15 protein-coding genes are annotated in these 18,906 nt (G+C 60.6%); 8 read left to right on the top strand and 7 right to left on the bottom strand.

What is annotated here, in order from left to right; translation table 11 throughout:
• Positions 1–177: 177 nt before the first annotated feature.
• A complete protein-coding gene (locus IEX75_RS03360; protein ID WP_188792836.1) occupies positions 178–714 on the bottom strand; it encodes a mismatch-specific DNA-glycosylase in 537 nt (178 codons plus the stop codon).
• Positions 715–819: 105 nt separating this feature from the next.
• On the opposite strand from IEX75_RS03360, the gene rng reads away from it, so the two are divergent.
• The 3 genes from rng to tldD all read left to right on the top strand — a co-directional run bounded on the left by rng (position 820) and on the right by tldD (position 7,759).
• The gene (rng, locus tag IEX75_RS03355; RefSeq protein ID WP_188792835.1) at positions 820–2,322 is read left to right on the top strand and encodes a ribonuclease G; all 1,503 of its coding nucleotides are present in this window, start codon (positions 820–822) and stop codon (positions 2,320–2,322) included.
• Between the two features lie 36 nt (positions 2,323–2,358).
• Positions 2,359–6,246, top strand: coding sequence for a YhdP family protein (locus IEX75_RS03350; protein ID WP_188792834.1), 3,888 nt, complete (start codon positions 2,359–2,361; stop codon positions 6,244–6,246).
• Between the two features lie 73 nt (positions 6,247–6,319).
• The gene (gene tldD / locus IEX75_RS03345) at positions 6,320–7,759 is read left to right on the top strand and encodes a metalloprotease TldD (protein WP_188792833.1); all 1,440 of its coding nucleotides are present in this window, start codon (positions 6,320–6,322) and stop codon (positions 7,757–7,759) included.
• Positions 7,760–7,820: 61 nt separating this feature from the next.
• Here tldD and yjgA read toward each other — a convergent pair whose 3' ends face one another.
• Both yjgA and IEX75_RS03335 read right to left on the bottom strand, forming a co-directional pair.
• Positions 7,821–8,345, bottom strand: coding sequence for a ribosome biogenesis factor YjgA (gene yjgA / locus IEX75_RS03340; protein ID WP_188792832.1), 525 nt, complete (start codon positions 8,343–8,345; stop codon positions 7,821–7,823).
• Positions 8,342–8,593 carry a DUF1653 domain-containing protein gene (locus tag IEX75_RS03335; RefSeq protein ID WP_188792831.1) on the bottom strand — a complete coding sequence of 84 codons (252 nt, stop codon included), beginning with the start codon at positions 8,591–8,593 and terminating at the stop codon, positions 8,342–8,344. Before IEX75_RS03335 ends, yjgA begins: the two co-directional genes overlap by 4 nt.
• Before the next feature lie 107 nt (positions 8,594–8,700).
• Here IEX75_RS03335 and pmbA point away from each other — a divergent pair, with 107 nt between their 5' ends.
• Complete coding sequence (gene pmbA / locus IEX75_RS03330; protein WP_188792830.1) at positions 8,701–10,071, top strand: metalloprotease PmbA; 1,371 nt, start codon at positions 8,701–8,703, stop codon at positions 10,069–10,071.
• Between the two features lie 91 nt (positions 10,072–10,162).
• On the top strand, positions 10,163–10,597 hold the full coding sequence (locus tag IEX75_RS03325; protein WP_188792829.1) for a DUF4870 domain-containing protein: 435 nt from the start codon (positions 10,163–10,165) through the stop codon (positions 10,595–10,597).
• Between the two features lie 93 nt (positions 10,598–10,690).
• On the opposite strand, the gene IEX75_RS03320 is transcribed toward IEX75_RS03325, so the two are convergent.
• Positions 10,691–10,948, bottom strand: a complete 258-nt coding sequence (locus IEX75_RS03320; RefSeq protein WP_188792828.1) for an exodeoxyribonuclease VII small subunit — start codon at positions 10,946–10,948, stop codon at positions 10,691–10,693.
• Positions 10,949–11,163: 215 nt separating this feature from the next.
• Between IEX75_RS03320 and IEX75_RS03315 the strand changes: the two genes are divergently transcribed.
• Positions 11,164–12,459: an MFS transporter gene (locus IEX75_RS03315; RefSeq protein ID WP_229720615.1), complete on the top strand. Its 1,296-nt coding sequence runs from the start codon at positions 11,164–11,166 to the stop codon at positions 12,457–12,459.
• On the opposite strand, the gene IEX75_RS03310 is transcribed toward IEX75_RS03315, so the two are convergent.
• Positions 12,447–13,757, bottom strand: a complete 1,311-nt coding sequence (locus tag IEX75_RS03310; RefSeq protein ID WP_188792827.1) for an MFS transporter — start codon at positions 13,755–13,757, stop codon at positions 12,447–12,449. The two genes, IEX75_RS03315 and IEX75_RS03310, sit on opposite strands and share 13 nt — an antisense overlap.
• Positions 13,758–13,837: 80 nt before the next feature.
• Between IEX75_RS03310 and IEX75_RS24405 the strand changes: the two genes are divergently transcribed.
• Positions 13,838–14,020 carry a cytochrome P450 gene (locus tag IEX75_RS24405; RefSeq protein WP_188792826.1) on the top strand — a complete coding sequence of 61 codons (183 nt, stop codon included), beginning with the start codon at positions 13,838–13,840 and terminating at the stop codon, positions 14,018–14,020.
• Positions 14,021–14,098: 78 nt separating this feature from the next.
• On the opposite strand, the gene tilS is transcribed toward IEX75_RS24405, so the two are convergent.
• Complete coding sequence (gene tilS / locus IEX75_RS03300; protein ID WP_308422101.1) at positions 14,099–15,403, bottom strand: tRNA lysidine(34) synthetase TilS; 1,305 nt, start codon at positions 15,401–15,403, stop codon at positions 14,099–14,101.
• Positions 15,396–16,145: an NYN domain-containing protein gene (locus IEX75_RS03295; RefSeq protein WP_188792825.1), complete on the bottom strand. Its 750-nt coding sequence runs from the start codon at positions 16,143–16,145 to the stop codon at positions 15,396–15,398. Before IEX75_RS03295 ends, tilS begins: the two co-directional genes overlap by 8 nt.
• A 388-nt stretch (positions 16,146–16,533) precedes the next feature.
• On the opposite strand from IEX75_RS03295, the gene tssC reads away from it, so the two are divergent.
• The gene (gene tssC, locus IEX75_RS03290; protein WP_188792824.1) at positions 16,534–18,897 is read left to right on the top strand and encodes a type VI secretion system contractile sheath large subunit; all 2,364 of its coding nucleotides are present in this window, start codon (positions 16,534–16,536) and stop codon (positions 18,895–18,897) included.
• The last annotated feature ends 9 nt before the right edge of the window (positions 18,898–18,906 follow it).

The following is an 18,906-nucleotide window of genomic DNA, read 5'->3' as shown; positions in this document are numbered from 1 at the left end:
CTGACTATAAGAGGTTGCCAGGAAAATAGTAGCCTAGACAATTTTCCTGATGGCAACCATATGCCGGAGGCAATGCATGTTTCCGCACGTAATTGCGCTGATGCGTGGCGAATCGCGAAACGTTTGCTTACAAGCGCGTGGCGATGTCAGGCATGCATTTGCACGATTCGCGGATCATTACGGTTCACGTGTCCGCGTGACGTGTGCAGCCAACGTGATCCATGGAGCAAGGTCCCAATGTCCGCGCGCCTGTCCGGATGGCGATGGCAACACAAACACCTTGGTCGTGCCGAATGCACGATGCTGCAATCCATAGCCGATACCGGCACCGAGCACCGCGCGCGCCGCATGCTTGCTGGTGAAGGCCAACACCTCCGGAGCGTACTGCTCGATCTTGACCAGCAGCCCGGGAACGTCAAACGCGTCCCGAGGCAATTCGTCGTCGTTGCCCATGTGGCGCTTGGCCAGATCGGTCAGGCCGATGCCAAATTCGGGCAGCAGGGGAAATTCCTGGGGCGTCAGCCGCCGCGGTGTGAGCCCGGCCTGAAACAGCGCGCGCCAGAACATGTTGCCCGGATGGGCGTAGTAGGCCCTTTCCTGGGCAGACCGTTTGCCGGCCGCGGTGCCGCAGAACACCAACCGCAGACCGGGGCGCAGAACATCGGGAAGGATCGGGCTGTCAGAGGGGGTCGGAATGGCTTTGGACAGGCGCATGGCGGCCACTTTACCGAACTCGGCAGTACAGCAGGAGACGTGCGCTGCACATCGACAGTTCTCACAAGTAACCGCTATAAATGCCTGGATGCTTTGGGGAATTCCGTGAGCGAAGAAATCCTGATCAATATGACCCCACGCGAGACCCGGGTCGGCGTGGTGGAGAACGGCATGCTGCAGGAACTGCATGTCGAGCGGGCGTCCCGTCGCGGGTACGTCGGCAATGTCTACAAGGGACGGGTACAGCGAGTCATGCCGGGCATGCAGGCGGTGTTCGTGGACATCGGCCTGGAGCGGGCGGCTTTCCTGCACGCTTCGGACATCGTGCGCCCACCGCTGCCGGAGGCGGCGGAAGTGAGCACCGGCAACGGCGCCAGCAACGGCCATATGCCGTCGATCAGCGAGCTGGTGCACGAGGGCCAGGAAATCGTCGTGCAGGTGGTAAAGGACCCTATCGGCACCAAAGGCGCGCGGCTGTCCACGCACTTGTCGATTCCTTCCCGCTACCTGGTGTTGCTGCCGCACGCGCGCACGCTGGGCATCTCTACCCGCATTGAGGACGACAACGAGCGGCAACGACTTAAAGAGGTGTTGACCTCCCTGATCGGTGAAGACGCATCCAGCCCTCCCCGCCTCGGTTACATCGTGCGCACCAACGCGGAAGGTCAGTCCGCCGAATCGCTGGCGTTCGACGTCACCTACCTCGGCAAGGTCTGGCGCGTCGTGCAGGAAAATATTGCGAAGGCCAAGGTAGGCGATCGTGTTTACGAAGAACTCGCGCTGCCGCTGCGTGCCTTGCGCGACCTGCTCAATGACGACATCGAAAAGGTGCGCGTGGACTCGCGCGAAACTTACGAAAAGGTCGCCAAGTTCGTGCACAAGTTCATGCCGAGCCTGGACGATCGTATCGAACATTACTCCGGCGAGCGGCCGATCTTCGACCTGTACGGCGTGGAAGACGAAATCCAGCGTGCATTGCGCAAGGAAGTACCGCTGAAATCAGGTGGCTATCTGATCGTCGACCAGACGGAGGCGATGACCACCATCGACGTCAACACCGGCGGCTATCTCGGTACACGGAATCTGGAGGAGACCGTTTATCGAACCAATCTGGAAGCCGCACAAGCGGCCGCGCGTCAGCTGCGGCTGCGCAACCTTGGCGGCATCATTATCATCGATTTCATCGACATGACCGATGAAGAGCACAAGCGTCAGGTCATCCGCATGCTCGAGAAAGGCCTCGCCCGTGATCATGCCAAGACCACCGTGTACCCGATGTCGCCGCTTGGCCTGGTTGAGATGACGCGCAAGCGCACCACCGAAAGCCTGGAGCGCCAACTGTGTGAACCCTGTCCTGCATGCATGGGGCGCGGCACCGTGAAAACCGCCGAAACTGTCACCTACGAAATTTTCCGCGAGATCACCCGCGCCGTGCGACAGTTCAACGCACAGAAGCTGCTGGTGATGGCCAGCCCCAAGGTGGTCGGCCGTATTCTCGAGGAAGAATCGGCAGCCGTGGCCGAGCTGGAAGAATTCATCTCCAAGAGCATACGTTTTCAAGCCGAGGAGCATTACTCGCAGGAACAGTTCGATGTTGTACTTCTTTGAAGCAGGCGCAGAACCTGCACTAGGTGCTCGGTAAGCATGCAGTCGCAAGCTTGGACACATCGCGTGACGCGTGCGCTCGGTTGGACGGTTGGCGTAGCGGTGATCGCGCTCGCCCTTACGGCCGCCTTGGCACAGGTGCTGCTGCCGCTGCTGGCGAAACATCCGGAATGGGTGGCGCAGGAGCTGAGCGCCAAGTTGCAGCGGCCGGTAACCTTCGTGTCGATGCAAGGCCGCTGGGAACCTTCTGGCCCGCGCTTCATCATGCACAACGTCACCTTCGGTCCCGGCGAGGCGGGCAGTACCCCGTTTCAGGTGCCGGAGGTGGATCTGAAACTGGATTTTGGCGGCTGGCTGTTTCCTTCGCGACATTTGTTGAACATGCAGGCCAGCAATCTGGAACTGGACATCACACGCGATGCCGATGGACGCTGGCATGTCAACGGCTTCGGCAAAGCTGGCAGTGCAGAGCAGCAGCATATTTCGTTTGGCCATCTATCCGTCGAGCTATGGCTGGACAATTTGCGTGTCAATATTGATGACCAGCTCATCAATGAACGCTACACGCTGCTGGCCGAACAGCTTCGCCTCACGCATCAAGGCAGCCATATTCGCGTAGGCGCGCGCGTCCACAGGATCGGTGCGACCGGTGTGCTGAGCGCCGCCGGCTTGTTCCGCGATGATGGTGCGAGCGGCAAGTTCTGGATGGCCACGCAGAACGCCGATCTGCACGGCCTGGTTGCCGGGTTCGACATGGGCGGCTACACCATCGACAGCGGCCGTGGCGATATCGCCGTGTGGATGGATTGGCATGAGAACCAGATCGTGCGCGATCTGTTTCAACTCAATCTGCAAAATCTTGTCGTCAGCAATCCAGCTGGCGTCAAGGTGAACGTCGCACAATTGAATGGAGTGGCCGAACTCAACCGCCGCGACAGTGGTTATGCCGTGCGTTGGGCTGATCATGACGGCGGTGCGATGCGTGTGGACGTGAATCACTTCGGCACGCCGCAATCCGATATCCGTGCCGTGGCCAGCAAGTTGCAGCTGGCGCCGCTGATGCCATGGCTCGGCTTGAAGCCGGGCCTGTCGCCGGGGCTGGCCCAATGGCTGGGTGCAGGCGCGCCGCATGGCCAGATCGAACACGCCGACTTCCACTGGAGCGCTGCGGCAGGGCTGAATACCTTGGACGCCGTGTTCGACAATCTCGGCATCACGACCGTCGGCAAGCTGCCGGGTTTGGACCATCTGCAAGGTGAAGTGCGTGGCGATGCGGAAGCCGTGTCGCTGGAATTGCCGACGCAGAGCACCACCATCAACTATCCACACACGTTCCGCACGCCCTTTGTCATGAGCCGATTGGGCGGCACGATGGCAGCGTGGCGTGATGAAGACGCCACGCATATCGGCATCGCGGGCATGGACTTCGAAGGCCAAGGCTACGGCGGAAACGCGCAGGGAGAAATTGATCTGCCGAGTGCGGGCGGTCGGCCGTTTCTCGATGTCTATCTCGCGCTCACACACGCCGACATCACGGCGGCCAAGTTGTTCTGGCCGATCGATTCCTTGAACCCGCATGCCATTGCGTGGCTGGATCAGGCATTCGTGTCCGGCCATATCGATGATGCGGCCGTGCTGGTGCGCGGCAGTCTTGCGAACTGGCCGTTCCATCACAATGAAGGCCGCTTCGAGGCGCGCGCCGATATCAGCGACCTCACACTGCAGTACGGCAAGAGCTGGCCGGCGGCCGAACACGTGCAGGCCACCGCCAATTTCATCGACGCAGGCATGCTGGTGGAAGCCACCGGCGAATCGATGAGCACCAAGGTGACGCGTGCAGTGGCGGTGATTCCGGAGCTTGCGCACACCACGCTCGATCTCAATGTCAGTGGCGAGGGGAATGCCTCCGATTTGCTTAACTTCGTCAGCAACAGCCCGATCGGGAACAAGCATGCTGACGTGCTTGCCAAACTCCAACTGGGTGGTACGGGCAACTTCGATTTCCACCTGTCGCTGCCGACCCACGAGATGCACAACTTCCTGCTCGATGGCACCGCGCAATTCAAAGACGTTGATTTGAATGCGCCGGAGTGGAAGTTGCAGCTCGACAAGCTCAATGGCCCAGCCACGTTCGACGGGCACGGATTTCATGCCGGACCGCTTTCCGGCGGTTTCCACGGAGAGCCGACGCAAGTGGATCTTGCGATCGCAGGCGCTACTGGCGACCCCAATGTCGTCTTGGCCGCCAAGCTCGACGGCAACTACACCGTGCCGGAATTGCTGCGAGATTATCCGCAGCTGAAATGGCTGGGTGACATCGCCGACGGACGCAGCCAGTTCGCCATTGCCTATCAGCTTGCGCACGGCGACAACGGCAGTTCGGACGTCCAAACGATCAGCATCGATTCGCCGCTATCTGGCGTCGCGCTGAATTTTCCGGTGCCGTTGAACAAGCCTGCGGACAGCACGCTGCCCATGCATGTCACGCTGGGTTTGCCGACAGCAGGCACGCAAATGCAGGTGGAGCTCGGATCGGTCGCGCGGGGGCGGCTGCGCTTGCCGAACGGTGAGGCGTCGCCGTTGGCGGCGACGTTTGCCTTCGGCGATCAAATGCCTGACGTCGACACGTTGCCAGCCAAGGGCATGCGCATTCGCGGTGATGCGCCGGAGTTGGATGTCACGGGCTGGGTGAAGCAATCGATCGCCGGCGGCGCCAGCGGCAACGGCCTGAGTCTGGAAAGTATCGACGTAAATACCGAGCACGCCGAAGTGTTCGGCCGCGATTTTGCACATATGCATGTCACTGCCGCGCCCAAGGCGGACACGCTGGAGCTTGACGTCGATAGCGCTTCCGCCGCCGGTCACTTCAGTGTGCCGACGGTGGATCTGAACAAACGCGGCATCACCGCACGCCTGCAGCGCATGTACTGGCCCAAGGAACCGACGCTCGCCAACAAGCCGGGTGAAGCGACGCCACCAGTGACCGATCCGGGCAATACGGGCATCGATCCACGTACCATCGCGCCGCTGCATTTCTGGGTGCACGACTTGCGCCTGGATGATGCCAAGCTCGGCGAAGCGCGTTTGGAAACCTGGCCCACGCCCGATGGCATGCACATCGATCAGCTTTCCACGCAATCGCACAGCGTGCAGGTCAGCGGCAGTGGCGATTGGAACGGTGCGCCGACCAAGAGCAGCACGCATCTGCAGGTGGATTTCAATGCGAATAATCTGGGCGAGATGCTGACTGCGTTCGGTTTTGCCGGCATTTTCGATGGCGGCAAGACGCGCGCGCAGCTCAATGCCACCTGGCCCGGCGGCCCATGGGCCTTCGAGCTGGGCAACATGGACGGCACGCTCGCTGTGGACGTCACCAACGGCAGCATTCCAAAGGCATCGCCCGGTGTCGGGCGTCTGTTTGGACTGGCATCCATCGCGGAATTGCCGCGCCGCTTGTCATTTGATTTCAACGACGTGTTCGGCAAGGGCTTCGGCTTCGACTTGATCAAGGGCGACTTCAAGCTGAGCAACGGCAATGCTTACACCGATAACCTGAAAATCCATGGATCTGCCGCGGAGATCAGCGTCAAAGGCCGTACCGGTCTGCGTCGTCGGGATTACGACCAGCAGATGGTGGTGATTCCCCATATTGGCAACAGCCTGCCGGTGGTGGGCGCAGTGGTGGCCGGACCGATCGGGGCGGCCGCAGGTCTGGCCGTACAGACCGTGCTGGGCAAGGGGCTCAATCACGTCGCCATCAAGCGCTATCACATCACCGGCAGCTGGGATAAACCGGTGTTCACCTCGGCCGGCGACAGTCAGCCAAGCGCGCCGGCACCGGCCAGTTCAGCATCGGATGCGCCAGCTGACACAAAACCTGCGCCGGCGCCTGCTTCCTCCACACCCAGCGCGCTGCAGCATCCCTAACGCCTGGCTGCTCTTTAAGCGCCGGGAATCGCCCATACTTCGGTTATTCACTCACCATCACGGTAGTCATCGCATGAGCACCCTTATCGCCCAGGCCGAACGCCGCTTGCTCACTCCCGGCGGCCTGGCCACCGGCGATCTCGAACGCGTGTTCACGCAGCTGATGGGACCGGCCATCGATGCCGCTGATCTTTATTTTCAGCATTCACGCAGCGAGTCCTGGGCGCTGGAAGAAGGTATCGTCAAGGACGGTACCCACTCTATCGAGCAAGGCGTAGGTGTACGCGCGATCAGTGGCGAAAAGACCGGCTTTGCCTATTCCGATGAAATCGTCCTGCCGCAGTTGCTGGAGGCATCCAAGGCTGCGCGCGCCATCGCGCAAGGCGGCAACGGCGCGGGCAAGCCGCTGGCGTTACATGGGGTGAAGCCGCTTTATCCCGCGATCGATCCGGTAGAAAGCCTGCCCAACCCGGACAAGATTGCCGTGCTGCGCGAAGTGGACGCCTATGCGCGTTCACGCGATCCGCGCGTAAAGCAGGTGATCGTAAGCATCAACGCCACGCTCGATACCGTGCTGATCGCCGGTTCCGACGGCACCTTGGCCGCCGATGTACGTCCACTGGTGCGGCTGTCCGTGCAGGTGATCGTCGAGCAGAACGGTCGCCGTGAGCAGGGTTATGCCGGTGGCGGTGGTCGCTACGGTTATCGCGAATTGCTCGAAAATGGGCGTGCCAAGGCGTTTGCGGATGAAGCCGTGCGCCAGGCATTGGTAAACCTGGATGCCGTCGATGCGCCCGCTGGCATGATGACGGTGGTGCTCGGTCCCGGCTGGCCTGGCGTGCTGTTGCACGAGGCGATTGGCCATGGCCTGGAGGGCGACTTCAATCGCAAGGGCAGCTCTGCTTTCGCCGGTCGCATCGGCCAGCGCGTCGCGGCACCCGGTGTCACTGTGGTCGATGACGGCACCTTGCCCGGCCGCCGTGGTTCGCTGACCGTGGACGACGAGGGTACGCCTACCTCGTGCACCACGCTGATCGAGGACGGCATCCTAAGGGGCTACATGCAAGACAAGCTCAACGCGCGCCTGATGGGCATGGCGCCCACCGGTAACGGTCGCCGCGAATCCTTCGCGCAATTGCCGATGCCGCGCATGACCAACACCTACATGCTGGCCGGCCAGCATGATCCGCAGGAAATCATCCGTTCGGTGAAGAAAGGCTTGTATGCCGTGAATTTCGGCGGTGGCCAGGTGGACATCACCAACGGCAAGTTCGTGTTCTCCGCCAGCGAGGCCTACCTGATCGAAGATGGCAAGGTCACCACCCCGGTAAAAGGCGCCACCCTGATCGGCAGCGGCCCGGATGTGCTCACGCGCGTATCGATGATCGGTAACGATCTCGCACTCGATGAAGGCATCGGCGTGTGCGGTAAGGACGGTCAAAGTGTGCCGGTAGGTGTGGGACAGCCGACGCTGCGCGTAGAAAGCATGACGGTGGGTGGTACGGCGTCATGAACAGGTTGTGCGCCTGGTGATGCACATGGCGATGTTGGGGTTCGCGTTCGCTCACCCCAACCTACGCATCGTCTTCGTTTAGCATCTTCAGCAACTGAAAAATCTCTCGATACGCTCGCGGTGATTTGTTCGCATCGCGCTCGATGCGCGCCTGGCGAATCAACGAACGCAAGTGCTGACGATCGATGTCGGGATGCTGGTCGATCAATTCCTGCAGTGCGTCGTCACTGTCCAGCAAGCGCTCACGCAGCGCTTCCACGCGATGCATGGCAGCGGTTTCTTTACGTTGCTGTTCGCGATTTTCGCCGAGCAATGCGCGGGCGCCATCAAACGCCTCGTCGTCGTGGCGCCGCATCACCTTGGCAAGAAAACCAAGCTGGCGTTTGCGGGCGATATGCGAAGTGATGCGTCGCAGGTTGTCGATTTCGCGCAGCACGTCGTCCGGCAGGTTTGCGCGGACAAGCTTGGCCGGCGGCATATCCGCCAGTTGCGAGGCGAGCGACAGCACGGCCAAGGCGTCGCGCCGCTGTTGCGTGCGGGTAGGGCCGTAGTCGTGGTCGGGATCGTCAGTGTAAGTGCGGTTCACAGCGTATTCCGGTCAGACTGGGGAAATTCGGGCGGCGTGGCTTCGACCAGGGCGAAGCGGGGAATGGGTTCGCCCTCCAGCTCTACCGTTTCGGCGAACATGGCGGCCGGCCGTACCCACAGGCTGTGGTCGCCGTACAGCGCCTGGTAGACGACCAGCTCCTCCATGGTTTCGCTGTGCCGGGCGGTGCCGATCACGCGGTAACTCTGGCCTTTGTAGTGACGATAGATGCCGGTGGCTATGGACATGGGCCGCTCCTATGGCAACCTTCGGTGTTTGATGTCTGGTATTGGCAATGGGTCCAGGCGGCCCCACCTTTGCCCATTGTATCCACGAGCCCCATAGGAAGCCCTAAGTGAGCGATGTTGCCATCAGCCAGGACGCAAGCCAGCGTGAACTCGACCGGTTGGCCGAGCTGGCCGAAGATGTGATCCGCCGCGCCCGCGCCGCTGGCGCCAGCCAGGCGGAGGTGTCGGCCAGCATCGATACCGGCCTCAACATCAACGTGCGCCTGGGCGAGGTGGAAACGGTCGAACACACGCGCGACCGCGGCTTTGGCCTCACCGTCTATTTCGGCAAGCGCAAGGGTTCGGCCAGCACCGCCGACCTGAATGCGGATTCCATCCAGGCGACCCTGGATCAGGCTTGCGCCATTGCGCAGTACACGGAAGAAGACGAAGCGTCCGGCCTTGCCGATGCTGCGCGTATGGCCACGCAGTTTCCCGATCTCGACCTATGGCATCCGTGGGCCATCGACACGCCGCAGGCCATTGCATTGGGCCAGGAGATTGAAGCGGCTGGACGCGCCCATGCCGGTATCACCAATTCCGATGGCGCCAGCGTACAGATGGGCGAGAGCGTGTCCGTTTACGCCAACTCGCATGGCTTCGTAGGGCGTGAGCGCGGTACGCGGCATTCGCTGTCGGTAGCGCTGATCGCGGGGGACGAAGCAGGCATGCAGCGCGATTACTGGTACGACAGTGTGCGTAGCGCTGGCGATTTCATGAGCGCGCGGGTGCTGGGTGACAAGGCCGCCGAACGTACGCTTGCCCGCCTGGGCGCGCGGCGTTTGTCGACGCGGCAATCGGCGGTGCTGTTCTCACCGGAGATCGCGCGAGGGCTGATCGGTCACCTGATCGGCGCGGTAAGCGGTGGCGCGCTGTATCGTCGCGCAAGCTTTCTGCTGGATCATGCCGGCAAGCAAATCATGCCCACATGGTTGAATATCGTGGAGTATCCGCATCTGCAGCGCGGACAGGGCTCGGGCGCGTTCGATGCCGAAGGCGTTGCGACGCGCGATAGCACGCTAATCGAAAACGGCGTGCTCGCACGCTATGTCCTGGGTAGCTACTCGGCACGCAAGCTCGGGTTGGAATCCACCGGGAATGCCGGTGGCATTCACAACCTGATAGTCGAACCAGGACACGCCGATGGCGGCGCGGCGGACGACTTCAACAGCATGTTGCGCCGGCTTGGTACCGGTTTGCTTGTCACTGAAGTGATGGGGCAGGGCGTCAACACCATCACTGGCGACTATTCGCGCGGTGCGGCGGGCTTCTGGGTGGAAAACGGCGAAATCGCCTATCCGGTAGAAGAAATCACTATCGCTGCCAACTTGCGCGATATGTACACGGGCATCGTGGCCGTGGGTGGCGACGTGGACAAGCGATCACATTTGCTCACTGGTTCGATTCTGATCGACCGCATGACGATCGCGGGCGAGTAGGCCAAAAGCTGCGCAGCAAGTTCCTGCGCACCCTGCTAGGATGTTTTCACCGGCATGGGCCGGCGTTTGCACGACTTGAAAGGAGATGCTTATGAGCGTTCCGCCCGAGTCCGTTGTACCGCCTCCACCGAGCGAGCACATCGGTGGCGACATTCCTGCCGAAGAGCGTACCTGGGCGATGTTTGCGCATCTCTCAGCCTTGCTGGGTGCTTTGCTCACCGCCTCGCTGGGTGCCGGCTGGGGCTGTTTCATCGGCCCGCTGGTGATCTGGCTGGTGAAGAAAGACACCATGCCTTTCGTCGCCGATCAGGCCAAGGAAGCCTTGAATTTCAACATCTCCGTGGCGATCGCCACCCTGGTGTTGTTGGTGCTGTCGGCCATTACGTTCGGGATTGGCCTGATCATCGCGATTCCACTTTGGGTGATTATCGGCATCGGATGGCTGGTGCTGACGATCATCGCTGGCGTGAAGGCCAATGAAGGCGTGCGTTACCGTTATCCGTTCACGCTTCGGTTGATCAAGTAAGCCAGCTATCGCGATCGTAGGTTGGGGTGCAAACCCCAACAGCGGGACAGGCAAACGTTGGGGTTTGCACCCCAACCTACGAAGACATGTGATTCAGGCTTCCGGCTCGAACGGCTCGGCTTTATCCGGCGCATCCGGATCAAGCAGCAGGCGTACGCGCAATTCGGCTTGGTCGAGCGCCTGCTGGCAGTGGCGATAGAGGCCGATACCGCGTTCGAAAGCGCTGAGCGATTCATCCAGGCTCATCTCGCCCCCTTCCATACGTGCCACCAGTTGTTCGAGCTCATCCAGTGAATGCTCGAAGTCGGCAACCGGAGGCGTTTCAGCGGGAGCAGAAGTGGGCTTGACCATGGCGGGCAACGCTAACGCAGCGCAAAGGCGGAATCAATCGCCGCAGCGGGCTCTCGTGATGCAACAGGACAATTGTGTCGAGCACATGACGCTCGATGCAGAAGTTTGTTGGTTCGACCTGCCAGAAAAGGCTTGATTTCGATATATCGAAATCGTATCCTGCGACATCCCCGCATCCGCGTGAACCTTGGGAAGGTTCGCCCTAGGAGTCTTCTGTGACTACTGCCTCGCCCTCGCGTGCCGCCGAATCAGGCGGCATGGGCTTTTCCGGTTACCAAAAATTCGTGGTGGCCGTGCTGGCTTTCCTGCAGTTCACCATCGTGCTGGACTTCATGTTGCTGGCGCCGTTGGGTGCGCTGGTCGTGCCGGCCCTGCACATCACGCCGGCACAATTCGGCGACGTGGTTTCGGCTTATGCATTTGCCGCAGCGGTGTCGGGCATTCTGGCGGCAGGCTTTGCCGACCGGTTCGACCGTAAAAAACTCCTGCTGGTTTTCTATGCCGGCTTCATGCTCGGCACCTTGTTTTGCGCGCTCGCTCACACCTACGTGTTGCTGCTGCTGGCGCGCATGTTCACCGGCTTGTTCGCCGGCGTGGTGGGTGCGGCGTCCATGGCCATCGTTACCGATCTGTTCCCGCTGGCCATGCGTGGACGCGTGATGGGTTTCATCCAATCGGCATTCGCGGCCAGCACAGTGCTCGGCCTACCGCTGAGTTTGTGGCTGTCTGCCCATTGGGGTTGGAACTCGCCGTTTTTCCTGATCGTGGTGGTATGCACGGTGGTCGGTGGCACCATCATCGGGCGCCTGCGCCCGGTCAATGCACATCTGGCGCTGCGTCCGGACAAGAAACCGCTGCATCACCTGCTGCATACCTTGAGCACCCGTTCCTATCTGATCGGCTTCATCACTACGGCGCTGCTGACCATGGGCGGCTTTTTGCTGATGCCGTATTCCACCTTGTTCGTGGTGCACAACGTCGGCATTCCGATCGAGATGTTGTCGGTGGTGTATCTGATAACGGGTTTGGTGTCGGCGGTGATGGGGCCATTGCTTGGCAAGGCAAGCGATGCTTTCGGCAAGTTTCGTGTGTTCGCCTTCGGTTGCGTGGTGACGATCATCATGGTGCTGATCTATACGCGGTTGTCCAACGTGCCGCTGTGGACCTTGATCACGATCAGTGCGTTGCTGCAGATCGGTATCTTCTCGCGCATCATTTCGTCATCGGCCTTGATGTCCGCTTTGCCAAAGCCAGCTGATCGCGGCGCCTATATGTCGATCAGTTCGTCGCTGCAGCAGATGTCTGGGGGACTTGCTGCCATGCTCGGCGGCATGGTGGTGGTGCAGTTGGGTGACGGCAGGCTGCGGCATTTCGACGTGCTGGGCGACATCCTGGTGTGCACCACGCTGGCGTCGTTCGTGCTGATGTATTTCGTTAATCGCAGGGTGATGGGTGCGGCCGCTGCAGCGTCTGCGCAGTCCATGGAAAACAAGGTCAGTCAGGAGTCGTAACTCGCGTTGACGAGCCGCGCCTGGTGATGTGCCATGCCGATCGATCCGGTGGCGCGCGTTGCCAGGCGACGGTTCCAGCACATCAGCAACAGGGCCACGCCGGCCACGATTGACGGCGTGGCCATCAAGGGCAGCAGGTCCTGCGCCTGGGTGGATTTGTAATCCAGCGACGAAAGCGTCGCGCCGATCAGGATCACTGCGAGCAGCAGCCCAGCCTTGGCCGACGCCAGGAATTGCGCATAGTCGAAACTCACGGCGCGTGTCTGCTTGCGCGACACCGCATCGGCAAATCCTGACCAACACAGAATGCCGAGCATGCCCCACGATATGCCCAATGCGAATGCAGCGCCGTAAAGTACGTATGCGTCAAGTTGCGCCGCGCTCATGATGACGATGCTTACAGCCACCATGCAAAGCGCAGCGCGAACCATGATCAGCATGCGGTGCATCCGGTGCACAAGGCTGGCGAACAGCGGAAAAGCCAGCACAACACCCAGCGAGTAGAGGGAGATCATGATGGTTCCCGCAAACCGGTGATGCATGGCATAGGCGCCATAGTACGGCGCAACTTTCGCAAACATCGGACCGCATAGCGACAACAGGAACGTCATTACGAAGTAGAACATCGGCGGTGTCGTGTCTTGATGCGGACTCGATACCCGCGCAGGTTCGCTTCGTGCCGCGTCGGACCACCTCAGATAGCGGCCAAGCTGCAAGGACGACGCCAATGCGCCGACGGAAAGCAGCGCCGCCAGCATGAAAAATCCGCTATGCGCCTTGCCGTCATGCATGGCGACCATCGGTGTCACCAGCGTCGCCACCGTGATGGATGCGATACCGCTGAAGCTGAAATGCACGCCGGTCAGATGCGAGCGCTGGTTACGTCCGTTTGTCGCCAGATTGACCAGCACATCTTGCGCAATGTCATACAGCGCATAAGTGAAGCGGAAACATAACAATGCCACCAAGGCATAGGCGACACGCTCTGCCGATGGCGTCCACACGCAAGCAAAGAAGCTCAAGATCGAGATAACACTCAACGAAGCGCCGATGATCTGACACTGTCCGGCGCGACGCGCGCTGGACAAGCAGCGCCTGCCCAGCCACCCCACGACAAGATCCGCCAGAACGCTGAATACCAGGCTGGCGCCGATCACCAGGCCCATGGCCCATCCGCTGAACAGGCCGATTTCCGTCAGATAAAAAGGAAAGAGCAACTCGCTCGTATACCAGAACAAACTCTTCCCGTAATGAGCCAACGCATAGCGCCAAATGAAATGACGGTAGACGAGTTGCACAGGAACGGTTGTCGATGGCCTCAGTGAATGAATAAACGTATCAGGCGCGTGTTGCCATTTTGCGGCATAGGGCAAAAACTGTGACCCCGTACCGCCTTGATCCGTGGCATTTTATCCGCGGTCCCAAACCCGAACAGTTCGATTGTCAGCCTTTCGGGATTGGGCCACACGTTTGCATCGGCGCGCAACTCGCAATGACGGAAGCGTCGATCGTGCTGGCAGCGGTTGCTGCGGGACAACTGGATTTTGCCGATCGACGATGACATACCGTTGCCCGTAGGACGTTTGTCGACGCGGCCGTCGTACCGTCCCATGTTTTCTATCGAATCACGTTCCTGACGTTAGGGTCCAGGTCGCCAACGCGGCCTTGCTCCCGCTTCGTTGAAGACTGCTACGGCGCGCGCACTCAACCAGCGATCTGCAACGGCGATGAGTTGATCATCCTCGTACAACAGCGGACAGCAGTCCCGCTGCCATGGCGGAATCGCCCCGCTTTGGAATAGCGCGCGCAGATCGCGTGTATGACGGTCCCCTGCGGGCTTGATGCGCTCGCCGCCGCGCCGCCAGCGCACCATCAGGGAAACCGGAAGCTGCGAGGCAGGTTCCAGCGTCAGCGTGCCGCCATCGGGCAGCGCCAGCGGTTCGCCTTGCCAAGACAGTTCCGTTTGCGCCTCAGGCAGCTTGCGCGGCGCCACCGCCCACAGGCGATGCTTCCACACGTGCACTTCGGTACCGGGCCATTGGATGCATGGCAGTTGGCCATCCTGTGCTGTGCACTGTCTTTCAATCTGTTGACGCTGCGCTGTTGTAGGCGCGGTGAGTCCTTGCGCGTGCAGCCAATGTGCAAGTAGCGGATCGCGCAGCGCAGAAGGCAAGGCGAGCCAGCCGCGAGCGTCGAGACTATTGGTAGTGTCGTCGCGCAGTTCTTCAAAGGCAGCCAGCCAATCCTGTTGCAGCGTATCGGCGGCGGCACGGCAGAGCATCGCGCTGTGTGTGATGGAGATTGTCGCTTGCGGCCAATGTGTTTTTAGCAATGGCATGACTTCATGGCGAAGATGATTGCGTGCGAGCTGCCGATCATCATTCGATGGATCGTGGATGCAGGGCAGGTCGTGTGCTTCGACGTAATCACGTAGCACCTGTCGCGGCATGTCGAGTAGCGGCCGCCATACCATGCCACGTCCGAGCGGGCGTTCTGCACGCATGCCGCCCAATCCTTCCGGCCCTGCGCCGCGAAGCAGTTTCAGCAGTACGGTTTCCGCCTGATCATCCTGATGATGGCCGAAGACTAGTCGCTCATTCGCATGTAAGTACTCGGCGAAGATGGCATAGCGCGCGTGCCGTGCAGCCGCTTCCAGGCCGATACCGCCGGAACGATCTACTTTCGCTACGTGCACGTCGCATGCAAGCCCCAGCGCTGCGCAGAACGCACGGCAATGCGCAGCCCAACGTGCGCTGTCTGCATGCAGGCCGTGATCCACATGCGTGGCGCGCACGCCGCGGAGGCGCGCTTCGGGCAGATGCGCCAGGGCATGCAGCAGGGCAGTGGAATCGGGGCCGCCGCTGTAGGCGATGCAAAGTGCTCCTTCCGGCTGCATACGCAGCGCGTGTTGCAAGATGCTGGGCAGAGTTGATTCGCTAGCCACGAGCCACCGGTTTCCGTTTATTGCGCACGTAGATGGCCTTGGGACGACCTTCGCCTGGACTGCGCCGATCCAACTCGAACAGGTCGATCGCAGCGATCAGGTCGCTCAGCTTTCCATAACCATGACTACGGGAGTCGAAATTCGGCCGCTGCTTGGTGATGATCGAACCTACGCCGCCCAGCCCTGCCCAGCCTTCGTCGTCGGATGCGGCGTCGATGGCGTTGCGCAGCAGGTTGATCAGGCCGGCATCCTTCTTCAACTGTGCCGGCGAGCGCGGTTGCAATGGCTGTTCTTCGTCCGGCTTGGACGTGAGGATTTCGGTGTAAATGAACTTGTCGCACGCAGCAACGAATGGCTCGGGCGTTTTGCGTGCACCAAAGCCGTACACGATCAGGCCCGATTCGCGAATGCGCGCCGCCAGCCGGGTGAAGTCGCTGTCGCTGGAGACAATACAAAAGCCATCGAAGCGGCCGGAATAGAGCAAATCCATCGCATCGATGATCATCGCCGAGTCGGTGGCGTTCTTGCCGCTGGTGTAACTGAATTGTTGGATCGGCTGGATCGACTGCGTGAGCAGTTGTTCTTTCCAGCTCTTCAGCTGATTGCCGGTCCAATCGCCGTAAGCGCGCTTCACATGGGCGGTGCCGTACTTGGCCACCTCGGCCAGCAGACCGTCTGCGATGGCCGGCTGGGTGTTGTCGGCATCGATCAAGACGGCGAGCTTGGTGCTGTCGCTGGCCATGATGGCCTCCTGCGATTGAAAGGACCGGATAAGTGTGCCTCAGGTCGTAGGTTGGAGGGCAAATCCCGGCAGTGCGGCGTATGTGTGCGCAGGGGTGTCGGAACGGCGGCCCGGCCTCCGCCCAGCCGTGTGATTTTCTTCCCGCCCCGTGTGGCCATACACACGGTTGAAGGAAATGGCCGCTGCTTGCGGTCCGTTGCATTTGGCTAGCCCGCGAAGCGGGTGGAAAACCACTCACTCGCTGCGAGTTCAAGCTGGCCTTTTGATCGCGAATGTACCGGAATTCAATGAGTTGTCGACTTGGCACGGCTCTTGATTCGTCTATTCCGCAACGCGTGCACATTGTTCGATCGAATCCAGGTTGCCGCCATCTCAGCGAGGCTCGTCCATGACCGTCGAAAGCATCCAGAAAAAGCTGCTGCGCGTAAGGCCGCCGCGCGTACGCATTACCTACGATGTCGAAACCGGTGATGCGATCGAGAAAGTGGAGCTGGCTTTCATCGTGGGCATCTTTGCCGATCTTTCGGGGCAGGTGGATGCAGGTGTGCTGCCGGCGATGAAGGATCGCCGCATGCGCGACATAGACAGCGAGTCGTTCGACAAAGTGCTCGCCGAATGCACGCCGACGATGAAGCTCGACGGCATCCCCGACCTGATCGCCGGCGGCGGCAAAAAGCTCAATGGGCCGATGCAGTTTGGCAGCCTTTCCGATTTCGAGCCGTTGGCCATCGTCAACAAGGTCGACAGCCTCAAGCAGCGTTACGACGCACGCGCTGATCTGCGTGCCTTGCAATCGATGGCCGAATGCAATGATTCGCTGGCATCCGTGCTGGACGGTTCCTTGCTCGATGCTGAGGCGATCGGCGCGTTGAAGAGCGCGTTTTCCACGCAGATGCCGTCCGACTGGGTCAAGGTCTCGCTCGATCCCAGCGCGGTGGCGCCATTGCCGAGCGCCGGCAAGGATGTATCCGTTGCCTTGGTGACTTTGTTGGCCGCGCAAATGGCGGGCAACGCTGCGATGGCGAGCGCGGCCAAGGACGTTGCCGATGCTGCCGCACAGGCCGCCGACAAGGCCAAGAAAGATAACGATGCCGCGGCAAGCGCCTTAGATACGGCGAAGCAAACTGTGCAGAGTGCAGCCACAGCACTGACTTCCGCTGGCGACAACGCGAAGAGCGCTTCGGGAGACCAGGCGATCGCCGATGCAAATAAAGCGCTGGTCGCGGCACAGAAAGCCAAGAACGATGCGGACACGGCGTTGTTGTTGGCGCAATCGCAAGCCGATGCGGCCAAGAAGCTGATGGACAGCACTGCCCAGGCGGCCACGGATCGCATGCAGGCGTATATCGCGATCGATCCCTTGTCCAAGGCACGCCGTCTGGTGGGGCGCTTCACCAATGAAATCATCGTGCCGATGGGCGCCAAGGAACTCGACAGTGTTGCGCTGGGCGTGAGCGGCATGATCGACGAGCGCGCTGGCGGCATCGACGTGCAGATCGGGGTGCAGCTCGACGCGATCATGCATGCATCAGCATTCAAGGATTTGGAGGCGACCTGGCGCGGTTTGTTTTACCTGGTGTCGCGTACAGAAAGCGGCAAGCTGCTGAAGCTGCGCGTGTTCAACACGACCATGGACGATTTGCGCAAGGAACTGGAAAAAGCAGCGGATTTTGATCAAAGCTGCATTTTCAAAATGATTTACGAGGCTGAGTTCGGCACTTATGGCGGTTCCCCCTACAGCCTGCTGGTAGGTGGCTACGAATTCGATCATTCGCCCAACCATATGTCGCTGCTCAGCAAGATGACTCAGGTGGCGGCATCAGCTCATGCGCCGTTTATCGCAGCGGCCTCGCCGGGTTTGTTTGGCCTGGATAGTTTCGACAAGCTGGCCAAGCCGCGCGATCTGGGCCAGCTGTTCGAATCGCCGGAACTGGCGCAATGGACGGAATTCCGCGGCAGCGAGGATTCGCGCTATGTGGCGCTGACCTTGCCGCATGCGTTGATGCGCCTCCCCTACGGCAAGGATTCGCGGCCCGCAGAAGGCGTGAAATACGAGGAAACCGTGACGGGCGACAACGGCCCCGAGCACAATAATTTCCTGTGGGGCAATGCTGCCTATGTGCTGGCCGAACGCATCACCCATGCGTTCGCGCTCTATCACTGGACCGCGGCCATCCGCGGTGTAGAAGGTGGTGGCCTGGTCGACGGCCTGCCGGTGTACACCTATCGGGACGATGCAGACATGGTGAACATGATCTGCCCCACGGAGGTTTCGATCACCGATCGCCGCGAGAAAGAACTGAACGATCTCGGCTTTATCTCGCTGTGCAATTGCAAGGGTACCGGCCAGGCGGCGTTCTTTGGCGGGCAGACCACCAACCAGCCGCGCCAGTACATCAGCGACGAAGCCAATGCCAATGCCAAGCTGTCGGCGATGCTGCCTTACATCCTCGCCGCGTCGCGCTTTGCGCATTACATCAAGGTGATCATGCGCAAGAAGATCGGCGCGTTTCTCACGCGCGGCAATATCGAAGCGTATCTCAACACCTGGATCGCCCAGTACATCCTGCTGGACGACAACGCATCGCAGGAGGTCAAGGCCAGCTATCCGCTGCGCGCTGCGCAAATCAACGTTACCGAGGTGCCAGGCTCCCCCGGCGCGTACAAAGCGACAGTATTCATCAAACCGCATTTTCAGCTCGAAGAACTCACCACCTCGATTCGCCTTGTGGCGGATCTGCCAGCGGCCTGAGCACGCATC

The organism is Dyella nitratireducens, assembly GCF_014642835.1.
Classification (GTDB): domain Bacteria; phylum Pseudomonadota; class Gammaproteobacteria; order Xanthomonadales; family Rhodanobacteraceae; genus Dyella_B; species Dyella_B nitratireducens.
This window is presented reverse-complemented; position numbering and strand designations above follow the sequence as displayed.

Bases quoted from the DNA above. Each gene is read 5' to 3' on its own strand.
- IEX75_RS03360 (WP_188792836.1), bottom strand. From the start codon at position 714: ATGCGCCTGTCCAAAGCCATTCCGACCCCCTCTGACAGCCCGATCCTT.
- IEX75_RS03350 (WP_188792834.1), top strand. From the start codon at position 2,359: ATGCAGTCGCAAGCTTGGACACATCGCGTGACGCGTGCGCTCGGTTGG.
- tldD (WP_188792833.1), top strand. From the start codon at position 6,320: ATGAGCACCCTTATCGCCCAGGCCGAACGCCGCTTGCTCACTCCCGGC.
- IEX75_RS03335 (WP_188792831.1), bottom strand. From the start codon at position 8,593: ATGTCCATAGCCACCGGCATCTATCGTCACTACAAAGGCCAGAGTTAC.
- IEX75_RS03325 (WP_188792829.1), top strand. From the start codon at position 10,163: ATGAGCGTTCCGCCCGAGTCCGTTGTACCGCCTCCACCGAGCGAGCAC.
- IEX75_RS03320 (WP_188792828.1), bottom strand. From the start codon at position 10,948: ATGGTCAAGCCCACTTCTGCTCCCGCTGAAACGCCTCCGGTTGCCGAC.
- IEX75_RS03295 (WP_188792825.1), bottom strand. From the start codon at position 16,145: ATGGCCAGCGACAGCACCAAGCTCGCCGTCTTGATCGATGCCGACAAC.
- tssC (WP_188792824.1), top strand. From the start codon at position 16,534: ATGACCGTCGAAAGCATCCAGAAAAAGCTGCTGCGCGTAAGGCCGCCG.